Source organism: Inquilinus sp., from assembly GCF_057815775.1.
Window position 1 is genome coordinate 1 of record NZ_JBYRFX010000876.1, and the last position, 10,724, is coordinate 10,724.

Annotated in this window: 8 protein-coding genes and 2 riboswitches; of the genes, 7 read left to right on the top strand and 1 reads right to left on the bottom strand. The window is 68.8% G+C overall.

What is annotated here, in order from left to right; translation table 11 throughout:
- From AC3XYG_RS31565 to fdhA, 5 genes are all read left to right on the top strand, one after another.
- Positions 1-781 (top strand): oligopeptide/dipeptide ABC transporter ATP-binding protein (locus AC3XYG_RS31565; RefSeq protein WP_489143848.1); only part of this gene is annotated, 781 nt, incomplete at its 5' end.
- Between the two features lie 72 nt (positions 782-853).
- A riboswitch (cobalamin riboswitch) is annotated at positions 854-1,057 on the top strand.
- A 132-nt stretch (positions 1,058-1,189) separates the two neighbouring features.
- Complete coding sequence (locus AC3XYG_RS31570) at positions 1,190-2,416, top strand: aromatic ring-hydroxylating oxygenase subunit alpha (RefSeq protein ID WP_489143849.1); 1,227 nt, start codon at positions 1,190-1,192, stop codon at positions 2,414-2,416.
- Between the two features lie 22 nt (positions 2,417-2,438).
- A complete protein-coding gene (locus AC3XYG_RS31575; protein WP_489143850.1) occupies positions 2,439-3,542 on the top strand; it encodes an FAD-binding oxidoreductase in 1,104 nt (367 codons plus the stop codon).
- A gap of 2 nt (positions 3,543-3,544) precedes the next feature.
- Positions 3,545-3,823: a hypothetical protein gene (locus AC3XYG_RS31580; protein WP_489143851.1), complete on the top strand. Its 279-nt coding sequence runs from the start codon at positions 3,545-3,547 to the stop codon at positions 3,821-3,823.
- Between the two features lie 67 nt (positions 3,824-3,890).
- A complete protein-coding gene (gene fdhA / locus AC3XYG_RS31585; RefSeq protein ID WP_489143852.1) occupies positions 3,891-5,081 on the top strand; it encodes a formaldehyde dehydrogenase, glutathione-independent in 1,191 nt (396 codons plus the stop codon).
- Positions 5,082-5,171: 90 nt separating this feature from the next.
- Here the strand turns inward: fdhA and metE are convergent, their stop codons facing one another.
- Positions 5,172-7,508, bottom strand: coding sequence for a 5-methyltetrahydropteroyltriglutamate--homocysteine S-methyltransferase (gene metE, locus AC3XYG_RS31590; protein WP_489143853.1), 2,337 nt, complete (start codon positions 7,506-7,508; stop codon positions 5,172-5,174).
- Between the two features lie 110 nt (positions 7,509-7,618).
- Positions 7,619-7,823, bottom strand: a riboswitch (cobalamin riboswitch).
- Between the two features lie 180 nt (positions 7,824-8,003).
- On the opposite strand from metE, the gene AC3XYG_RS31595 reads away from it, so the two are divergent.
- Together AC3XYG_RS31595 and AC3XYG_RS31600 are read left to right on the top strand one after the other, a co-directional pair.
- Positions 8,004-10,043, top strand: a complete 2,040-nt coding sequence (locus AC3XYG_RS31595) for an oxidoreductase (RefSeq protein ID WP_489143854.1) — start codon at positions 8,004-8,006, stop codon at positions 10,041-10,043.
- Positions 10,040-10,708 carry an ornithine cyclodeaminase family protein gene (locus tag AC3XYG_RS31600; RefSeq protein WP_489143855.1) on the top strand — a complete coding sequence of 223 codons (669 nt, stop codon included), beginning with the start codon at positions 10,040-10,042 and terminating at the stop codon, positions 10,706-10,708. The genes AC3XYG_RS31595 and AC3XYG_RS31600 overlap by 4 nt, the downstream gene beginning before the upstream one ends.
- Positions 10,709-10,724: the final 16 nt, after the last annotated feature.

A 10,724-nucleotide genomic window follows, 5' to 3' on the forward strand; every position in this document is an offset into this window, starting at 1 on the left:
GGAGCGGACGACCCGGGGCAACGTGTCCTTCGACGGCCGCGACGTGACCCGCGCCGGACCGGCCGAACGCCGCGCCATCGCCGGCGCCGCCCAGATCGTGTTTCAGGACCCGGGCGCCGCGCTGAACCCGAAGATGCGCATCGGCGACAGCATCGCCGAGCCGCTGGCGATCCGCGGCACGCCGGGGGTGGAGCAGCGCCGAAGGGTGGCGGAGCTGCTGGACCTGGTCGGCCTGCCGGCGTCGCACATCAGGCGCTATCCGAACGAGCTGTCGGGCGGGCAGCGGCAGCGCGTGGTGATCGCCCGCGCCCTGGCGCTGTCGCCGAAGCTGCTGATCTGCGACGAGCCGGTGTCGGCGCTTGATGTCTCGATCCGCTCGCAGATCCTGAACTTGCTGGTGCGACTGCAGGATGAGCTGGGGCTGGCCTATCTGTTCATCAGCCACGATTTGTCGGTGGTGCGCCACATCGCCGACCGGGTGGCGGTGATGTATCTCGGCACCATCGTCGAGCAGGGCGCCACCGATGACGTCTTCGCGTCACCGCGCCACCCCTCCACCGAGGCGCTGCTGTCGGCGATCCCGCTGCCCGATCCGAAGCTGCAGCGGCTGCGCCGCAAGATCATCCTGTCCGGCGACCTGCCCAGCCCGCTGGCGGCGCCGGCCGGCTGCCCCTTCGTCAGCCGCTGCCCGATCCGGGTCGAGGGCTGCGCCGACGCCCGCCCGGTGCTGCGGCCTGCCGAAGGCGGCACCGAGGCGGCCTGTTTCGTCCGGGCGGAATAACCGCTCGCGGCGCGTGTCGCCGGATGCACAGGGGATGTCGCTTTCGCGAGTCTGCGTCACCCCCGGCCGTGCTTCAATCAGGGTGTTCAGGGTGCCGTCGGCCTGGGAGGGTCGGCGGAGAATTGGGAAGCCGGTTCAATGCCGGTGCTGCCCCCGCAACGGTGGCGGAGCCTAAGCGTCTCGAAAAGACCACTGGGCCGCAAGCCTGGGAAGGGTCGAGACGGTCCGCAAGGACGGTTCCGAAGCCCGGAAACCAGCCCTGAGCATGGTGAACCCGACTGATCGCGGTGGGCGGTCAAGAGGCAGAATGCGCCAGCCGATCCCGGCTGGCCGCCATTCCTTCCTCTGCGCCCCATCCAGTCAGTCTTTGTTAAGGTCCGGGGACGGAAGATGGACGCGCGCGATAACATGCTGAGGCTGCTCCGCAGCCACCGCGAAGGCTTCAGCCTTGATCAGCCCTTCTATACCGACCCGGAATTCTTCCGGCTCGATATGGAGATGATCTGGTATCGCGACTGGCTGTTCGTCGGCCATGATTGCGAGCTGAGCAAGCCGGGCAACTACTTCACGGTCCAGATCGGCGCCTATCCGGTCGTGCTGGTGCGCGGCCAGGATGGCCAGATCCGCGCCTTCCACAACACCTGCCGCCATCGCGGCAGCCGCGTCTGCAACCAGCCGAAGGGCGCATCGGCCCGGCTGGTCTGCCCCTATCACCAGTGGACCTACGACCTCGACGGCAGCCTGCTGTTCGCGCGCCAGATGGCCGAGGATTTCGACAAGACCCAGTATGGGCTGAAGCCGGTCGCCTGCCACAGCGTCGGCGGCTACATCTTCATCTGCCTGGCCGACCAGCCGGCGGATTTCGCGCCGTTCCGCGCGCTGATGGAGCCGTATTTCCTGCCGCACCGGCTGACCGACGCCAAGATCGCCTTCGAGAGCACGATCATCGAGAAGGGCAACTGGAAGCTGGTCTGGGAGAACAACCGCGAGTGCTATCACTGCGTGGCCAATCATCCCGAGCTGTGCAAGACCTACTCCGAGGCGCCGAACGTCACCGGCGTGGGCGGCGGCGGCGATGATCCGGAGATGACGGCGCATTGGGAGAAGTGCGAAGCGGCCGGACTGTCGGCCCGGTTCCGCATGGATCCCGATGGCCAGTTCCGCGCGATCCGGGCGCCGCTGCTGCGCGACGCGGTCAGCTACACCATGTCCGGCAAGCGGGCGGTGAAGCAGGGCCTGTCCGACCAGGTCACCGCCGATCGCATCGGCGCGCTGATGCTGTACCACTACCCCACGACCTGGAATCACGTGCTGATCGATCACGCCGTGACCTTCCGCGTGCTGCCGATCAGCGCCACCGAGACGGCGGTGACGACCAAGTGGCTGGTCCACAAGGACGCGGTCGAAGGCGTCGACTACGACCTGGCCGAGCTGACCCATGTCTGGACCGAGACCAACGACCAGGATCGCCGGATCGTCGAAGAGAATGCGTTCGGCATCCTGTCGCCGTCCTACGAGCCGGGCCCCTATTCCGAGATGCATGAAGGCGGCGTGATCCAGTTCGTCGACTGGTATACCCGCTTCATGGAACCGCGCCTGGCCGAAGGCAGCAAGCCGCGCCTCAAGGTCGCATAAAGGGGAGGCGTCGTTGAACGCAGTGACGGCAGATCTCCCGCTCTACCGCCATCTCGACCAGATGGTGCCGTGGAACGACCGGCTTCAGGTGCTGGAATGCGTCGGCGTGTTCGACGAGGCGCCGGAGGTGAAGACCTTCACCTTCCGCTCGGACAACCAGACCTGGTTCCGTTACCAGCCGGGCCAGTTCGTGACGCTGGAACTGCCGGTCGGCGACGAGCTGGTGATGCGCACCTACACGCTGTCGTCCAGCCCGTCGCGCCCGTTCTCGATCTCCGTCACCGTCAAGGCGCAGCCCGGCAGCATCGGCACGCGCTGGATGTTCGACCACCTGACGCCGGGCGTCCGCATCAAGGCCTACGGGCCGGCCGGCGACTTCACCCATCACAACCACCCGTCCGGCAAGTACCTGTTCATCTCGGCCGGGTCCGGCATCACCCCGATGATGTCGATGCTGCGCTGGCTGAACGATTGCGCGCCGTGGACCGATGTCGCCTTCGTCAACTGCGCACGCCGGCCCGAGGACATCATCTTCCGCAAGGAGCTGGAGCTTCTCGGCAGCCGCATGCCCGGGCTGTCGCTCGGCTTCCTGATCGAGGAGCGGTCGTCGCGCGAAAGCTGGTTCGGCCATATGGGCCGGATCGACGCGGTGCGCATGCCGCTGCTGGTCCAGGATTTCCGGGACCGCGAGGTGTTCTGCTGCGGGCCCGACCCGTTCATGCGGGCGGTGCGCGACATGCTGGGCGCCGCCGGCTTCGACATGGCGCATTACCACCAGGAGAGCTTCGGCGCACCGCCGCCCGAGGCCCCGGCCGCGCCCGTCACCGAGCCGCTTGAGGGCGTGCCGGGTGAACCGGCGGTGGCGCCGACCCCGGTCCGCTTCGCCCTGTCCGGCATGACCGGCGACTGCCTGCCCGGCCAGACCGTGCTGCAGACCGCCCGCGCCTCGGGCGTCCGCATCCCGGCCGCCTGCGAACTCGGCCTGTGCGGCACCTGCAAGGTCAAGAAGCTGTCCGGCGAGGTCGAGATGAACCACAATGGCGGCATCCTCGACCACGAGATCGACGACGGCTTCATCCTCGCCTGCTGCTCGAAACCGCTGTCGGCGATCGAGATCGAGGCCTGAGCATGGGCAGCGCCATCGCCTCGGACTGTCGGCGCTCGCCGGTCACAGCGGAATCGGTCCCGTCCCTGCCGCCGCCGGAGCAGGTCTTCCTCGACTGGCTGATGTGGCTGCCGATCGAGGCGGATGTCCAGGCCGCCGCCCGGCGTGAGATCGCGCGGCTGGACCGGCGCATGCCGCTGGCCCCGGACGCGGACCGCCTTCGCACCTTGTTCCTGGCCGTCCTCGGCAGCAGGCCCCAGGGCCAGCGCCGCGGCGGCTCGCTTTCGGCATCGACCCTCTAGCCGGGCCGGGGACCACGCGGTCCCGGGCCCGGTTCAAATCACGACGATTCCTTGGGAGGAGACGAAGATGAGCAAGAACAGAGGCGTGGTGTATCTCGGGCCCGGCAAGGTCGAGGTCCAGGACATCGACGACGCCAAGCTGGCGGCGCCGAGCGGCCGCAAGATCGGGCACGCCGTCATCCTGAAGGTGCTGTCCACCAACATCTGCGGCTCCGACCAGCACATGGTCCGCGGCCGCACCACGGCACAGGCCGGGCTCGTGCTCGGCCATGAGATCACCGGCGAGGTGATCGAGACCGGCGACGATGTCGAGATGCTCTCGGTCGGCGACATCGTCTCGGTGCCGTTCAACGTCGCCTGCGGCCGCTGCCGCACCTGCAAGTCGCAGGACACCGGCGTCTGCCTGACGGTGAACCCGGCCCGTGCCGGTGGCGCCTATGGCTATGTCGACATGGGCGGCTGGATCGGCGGGCAGGCCCGCTACGTCACCGTGCCCTATGCCGATTTCAACCTGCTGAAGTTCCCGGACCGCGATCGGGCGATGGCCAAGATCCGCGACCTGACCATGCTGTCCGACATCCTGCCGACCGGCTTCCACGGCGCGGTCAAGGCCGGCGTCGGCGTCGGGTCGATCGTCTATGTCGCCGGTGCCGGCCCGGTCGGTCTGGCCCCGGCCGCCTCCGCCCGCATCCTCGGCGCGGCGGTGGTCATGGTCGGCGACTTCAACAAGGACCGGCTGGCCCATGCCAGGAAGGTCGGGTTCGAGCCGATCGACCTGTCGGCCAGCGATCGGCTGGGCGACATGATCGCCCAGGTGACCGGCAGCAACGAGGTCGACAGCGCGATCGACGCGGTCGGCTTCGAGGCGCGCGGCCATAGCGGCGGCGAACAGCCGGCCGTCGTCCTGAACCAGATGATGGAGATCACCCGCGCCGCCGGATCGATCGGCATCCCGGGCCTGTACGTCACCGAGGATCCGGGTGCCGTCGACAGCGCCGCCAAGCAGGGCAGCCTGTCGCTGCGCTTCGGCCTGGGCTGGGCCAAGGCGCAATCCTTCCACACCGGCCAGACCCCGGTGCTGAAGTACAACCGCCAGCTGATGCAGGCCATCCTGCACGACCGGCTGAACATCGCCGAGATCGTCAACGCCCAGGTGATCTCGCTCGAAGACGCCGCCCAGGGCTATGAGAGCTTCGACCAGGGCGCCGCCAAGAAGTTCGTGCTCGACCCGCACGGCGTGCTGCCGAAGGCGGCGTAAGCCGAAACAAGCGGCGTAAGCCAAGACAGGACGAAACGGGGGGAGGCACGTGCCTCCCCCTTTTTCTTTGCGGTCAGCCCACCCTTTTGATCAGGCGGCCGTGCGCAGCTCCCGCGCGGCGGCGACCATGTTGACCAGCGCCGGCCGGACCTCTTCCCAGCGGCGGGTCTTCAAGCCGCAATCCGGGTTGATCCAGATCTGCCGGTCGGACAGGCGCTGGCGGGCAAGCCGCAGCAGCACGCTCATCTCCTCGACATCGGGCACGCGCGGCGAGTGGATGTCGTAGACGCCCGGCCCGATCTCGTTGGGATAGCGATAGGTCTTGAACGCATCGAGCAGCTCCATCTTGGAGCGTGAGGTCTCGATCGAGATCACATCGGCATCCATCGCAGCGATGGCGTCGATGATCTGGTTGAACTCCGAGTAGCACATGTGGGTGTGGATCTGGGTGTCGTCCCGCACGCCGGACGAGCACAGCCGGAAGCTGTCCACCGCCCAGTCCAGATAGGCCTTCCAGTCGGCCTTGCGCAGGGGCAGGCCCTCGCGCAGCGCCGCCTCGTCGATCTGGATCATGGTTGCCCCGGCCTCCTCCAGGTCGAGCACCTCGTCGCGGATCGCCAGAGCGATCTGGCGGCAGGCAGCACTGCGGGGCACGTCGTCGCGCACGAACGACCAGTTCAGGATGGTGACCGGGCCGGTCAGCATGCCTTTGACCGGACGTTCGGTCAGCGATTGGGCATAGCTCCACCAGCCGACGGTCATCGATTCCGGCCGTGACACGTCGCCATACAGCACCGGCGGGCGGACGCAGCGTGAGCCGTAGGACTGCACCCAGCCATGCTGGGTGAAGGCGAAGCCGGCGAGCTGTTCGCCGAAATACTGCACCATGTCGGTGCGTTCGAACTCGCCATGCACCCGAACGTCGAGGCCGATTTCCTCCTGCCAGTGGATGGTGCGCGCCGTCTCCTCCCGCAGGAAGGTGGTGTAGTCGGCGTCGCTGAGCGTGCCCTTGGCATGCGCCGAGCGGGCCTGGCGGATTTCGGCGGTCTGCGGGAACGACCCGATCGTGGTGGTCGGGAACAGCGGCAGGTTGAATCGGCGGCGCTGGGGCTCGACCCTCGTGGTGAATTCGCTGTCCCGCTTCGCCATATCAGGGGTGACGGCGGCGATGCGGGCGGCGACGGCGGCATCATGCACCTTCGGCGAGACCTTGCGCGCCGCGGCCGCAGCGGCGGACGCCGCGAGCGTGCCGGTCACGGCGTCCCGGCCGCGGGCCAGGGCCTGGCCGACCGCCGCGAGTTCGCCCATCTTCTGCACGGCGAAGGCCAGCCAGCTCTTCACATCGGCATCGAGGTCCTGCTCCAGCTCCAGATCGATCGGCACGTGCAGCAGCGAGCAGGACGGCGCGATCTGGATGCGGTCGGCCCCGCGCGCGGCGACGATCGGCTCGAGCCAGTCGAGCAGCGCCGGCAGGTCGGTGCGCCAGATGTTGCGGCCGTCGATGACACCGAGCGACAGCACCAGCTCGCGCGGCGCCTTATCGACCGCGGCGGCGAGCTGGCTGGGCTTGCGCACGAGGTCGAGATGGAGGCCCGCCACCGGCAGGGCCAGCGCGGTGGCGAGGTTGTCGCCGAGGCCGCCGAAATAGGTCGTGATCAGGATCTTCAGCTGCGGCGCCGCCCGCGCCAGCTCGGCATAGGCATGGCGCAGCCCGGCCCGGGCGGCATCGTCCAGGTCGAGTACCAGGCACGGCTCGTCGAGCTGCACCCACTCGGCGCCCTCGGCGGCCAGCCGGCGCAGCACCTCGGCATAGACCGGCAGCAGGCCGTCGAGCAGCGACAGCGGGTCCAGCGCCGGGCTGTGGCTCTTGCCCAGCTTGAGGAACGTGACCGGCCCGAGCAGCACCGGCCGGGTCTGGTAGCCCAGCGCCTTGGCCTCGCGGTACTCCTCGACCGGCTTCAGCGACGCCAGGGCGAAGCGCTGCCCCTCGGCGAATTCAGGCACCATGTAATGGTAGTTGGTGTCGAACCACTTGGTCATTTCCTGGGCCGGCACGCCGTGGCCGTGCTCAGGACCATGGGCGCAGCCGCTGTCCTGGATATCGGCCTGCGAGCCGCGCGCCATGGCGAAATAGGTCTGCAGCGAGACCGGGCCATCGGTCCAGCCATAGGCCGCGGGAATGGCGCCGACCATGACGCTGGTGTCCAGCACCTGGTCGTAGAGCGAGAAGTCATTCGACGGAATCACAGTGACGCCGAGCGCATGCTGGCGCGCCCAGTTCGCCGCACGCAGCGCGGCGGCCGTCTCCAGCAGGGCCTTTTCGTCTGATTTGCCCGACCAGAAGCGTTCGAGCGCGAGCTTCAGCTCGCGGCGCGGACCGATGCGCGGCGTACCGAGCACGGCAACGGGAAGTGAAGATTTTGACACGGCGCAACCCCAAATGGTTTGGGGGCAAGGCCATGGCGGACGCGTGCGGACAGCCGCCACGCGGAGTTCCCTCGTGGCAGTGCAAGCGACTCACCGGGACACCCCGCCCGAGGACGTTTTGCGACGTGGCAGGTCTCCTGGCTTGCGGGTCGTCGCCTCCGTCCGGCCTTCCCAGGATCGCGGGATCCCAGTGACACTGATGGATTTCGGCTCGCCGCTGACAGTTGCGGGGGCAGCGCCGGAGTTGCCTTGCGGCGCACCGGCTTCCCTCTTAGCTCCGGACGGATCCGGAGAACCACGACTCCACCAGTATCGGCGCCGGCCCTGCTGCCGTCAATTCCTATATAAGGATATATTTATATCCTTTTGCAGTAAGGTTCCCACGCCGCAGGGGTCTGGCATCGATCCAAGGCATGCCGGCATCGGAAAGCGCTGGCCTACCATCACTCCGCCAGCCGACAGTGACACCGCCCGCCAGCCACAGCCGCCCGAGACATGCCGACCACCGATCCCCTGCTGCAGCCCTTCCGTCTGCGCCACCTGACCCTGCGCAACCGCTTCATGTCGACGGCGCATGAGCCGGCCTACACCGAGGACGGCATGCCGAAGGAACGGTACCGGCTGTACCATTCCGAGAAGGCCAAGGGCGGCATCGCCCTGACCATGATCGGCGGCTCCTCCGTCGTCGCGCCGGACAGCCCGCAGGCCTTCGGCAACATCCTCTTGTACCAGGACGAGGTGGTGCGCTGGCTGAAGGAGCTGTCGGACGACGTGCATTCGCATGGCGCCGCCGTGATGATCCAGGTCACCCATCTCGGCCGCCGCACCAGCTGGTCGAAGGCCGACTGGCTGCCGGTGGTCGCCCCCTCCCCGATCCGCGAGCCGGCCCACCGCGCCTTCCCCAAGGCGATGGAGGACTGGGACATCGACCGCATCGTCGCCGCCTATGCCGATGGCGCCGAGCGGGTGCAGGCCGGCGGCCTCGACGGGCTCGAGCTCGAATGCTACGGCCACCTGATCGACCAGTTCTGGTCGCCGGCCACCAACCGGCGCGACGACGACTACGGCGGCAGCCTGGACAACCGGCTGCGCTTCGCCTTCCAGGTGCTGCGCGCGATCCGCGACCGGGTCGGGCCGGACTTCATCATCGGCACCCGCATGGTCTGCGACGAGGATTGGCAGCGCGGCCTGTCGAAGGCCGAGGGGCTGGAGATCGCCAACCGTCTTGTCGCGTCCGGCCTGATCGATTTCGTCAACGTCATCCGCGGCCACATCGACACCGACGAGGCGCTGTCCCACGTCATCCCCGGCATGGGCGCCCGCTCCGCCCCCCATCTCGACTTCGCCGGCGAGGTGCGGGCCGCGACCAAGGTGCCGACCTTCCACGCCGCCCGCATCCAGGACGTCGCCACCGCACGCCATGCGATCGAGGCCGGCAAGCTGGACATGGTGGGGATGACCCGGCCACACATGGCCGACCCGCACATCGCCCGCAAGGTGATGGAGGGGCGTGAGGACGAGATCCGGCCCTGCGTCGGCATGGGCTACTGCATCGACAGCATCTATGGCGGCCAGGCCGCCTGCATCCACAACGCCGCCACCGGGCGCGAGGCGACGATGCCGCATGTCGTCGCCCGCAGCACCGGCCCACGCCGCAAGGTGGTGGTGGTCGGCGCCGGCCCGGCGGGGCTGGAGGCCGCGCGGGTGGCCGGCGAACGCGGCCATGCCGTGACGCTGTTCGAGGCGGCTTCCCAGCCCGGCGGCCAGATCCGCATCACCGCGGGGCTGCAGCGCCGCCGCGAGATCATGGGCATCGTCGACTGGCGCGTGGCGCAGTGCGAGCGGCATGGCGTGGCGATGCGGTTCAACACCTATGCCGAGGCCGGCGACGTGCTGGCCGAAGACCCCGACATCGTCGTGGTCGCGACCGGCGGCCTGCCGAACACCAGCTTCCTCGATGCCGGCGAAGACCTGGTCACCACCAGCTGGGACATCCTGTCCGGCGCGGCCAAGCCGGCCGAGACCGTGCTGCTGTATGACGACAACGGCGCCCATCCCGGCCTGACCGCGGCAGAGTTCATCGCCGGCGCCGGCAGCCGGCTGGAGCTGGTGACGCCGGAGCGGATGCTGGCCCCGGATGTCGGCGGCACCAGCTATCCCGCCTATTTCCGCGCCTTTTCCGAGCACGGCGTGCAGGTGACGATCAACCTGCGGCTGGAGAGCGTGCGCCGCGACGGCAACCGGCTGGTCGCCAGCTTCCGCGACGAATACGGGCGCCGCACGGTCGAAAAACGCGCCGACCAGGTGGTGGTCGAACACGGCACCCTGCCGCTGGACGAGCTGTATTTCGCGCTGAAGCCGCTGTCGGGCAACCTCGGCGCCGTCGATTACGACGCGATGATCGCCGGCCGGGCGCAGGCGGTGGCGCGCAACCCCGAGGGCCGCTTCATCCTGTGGCGGATCGGCGACGCCGTCTCCTCCCGCAACATCCACGCCGCGGTCTACGACGCCCTGCGGCTGCTGAAAGACGCGTGACGGTGGCGGCGCCGATCCTGATCGACGCTGATGCGCTGGCGGAAACGCTGGACCCGCTGTGGCTGGTCGAGCAGCTGCGCATCGGCCACATCGAGGGCATCGGCGCGGTCGAGCGGCTGCTGCTGCAGGAGCCGGGGGCCGGCAACAGCCTGCTGACCTGGGCCGCCTGGCAGCCCGGCCTGGCGCTGGGCGCCAAGCTGGCCGCGGTGTTCCCGGGCAACGAGGCCGCCGGCGCCGGGCCGACCGTCCGGTCGGTGGTGGTGCTGTTCGACGGGGTCGATGGCCGGCCCGAGGCCGTGATCACCGGCGAGAGCTTCACCCGGGCCAAGACCGCGGCCGATTCCGCCCTTGGTGCCAGCCTGCTGGCGCGGCCGGACGCCGGGACCCTGGCGGTGCTGGGCGCCGGCGCCCAGGCGGAGACCCAGATCCGCTATCTCCTCGCCGTCCGTCCGTCGATCCGGCGGGTGACGATCTGGAACCGCAGCGCCGGCAAGGCCCGGGCCCTGGCGGAGGGCCTGTCTCTTCCGGGCATTTCGATCGAAGCGGTCGCGGAGGCGGAACCGGCGGTGCGGACCGCAGACATCATCACCTGCGTCACCGCTTCTCATACGCCTGTCCTGCGCGGCGCATCGCCGCGTCATCGGCCTCGCGCATGTCGGGGGTGAAGGACCCGACCAGGTC